Below are 308 nucleotides of genomic sequence, written 5' to 3' on the forward strand. Positions count from 1 at the left end.
CCATCGCTGGGCTTCTCGATTCGGAACACGCCAAGATTTGCGCCGAACGATTGCATGTCCAGCTTGATACCCGCTTCCAGTTGCTTGGTGCGGCCAGGCGGGAAGGCCTCCCCAAGGTTGGTGACGTTGGTACCGGACGCGACCGGCCCTTTGGCCAGGCCTTCAATGCGGTTTGCGTACAGGGAAACGGTGTCAGTCGGTTTATAGACGATGCCGTACACCGGAGTGGTGATGGATTCGTCGTAAAGCGAAGTACGGCTGCCGTCATTGGCCGGATTAGCCACGCCGTTGGAGGTGGTGCCGTCGTA

1 protein-coding gene is annotated in these 308 nt (G+C 59.4%); it reads right to left on the minus strand.

All coding sequences use genetic code 11. From position 1 onward, the window contains the following. The coding region (locus IFT47_RS27330) for a TonB-dependent receptor domain-containing protein (RefSeq protein ID WP_192175186.1) at positions 1-308 on the minus strand (308 nt) is incomplete at both ends.

This window comes from Pseudomonas sp. CFBP 13711 (genome assembly GCF_014842265.1).
GTDB lineage: Bacteria > Pseudomonadota > Gammaproteobacteria > Pseudomonadales > Pseudomonadaceae > Aquipseudomonas.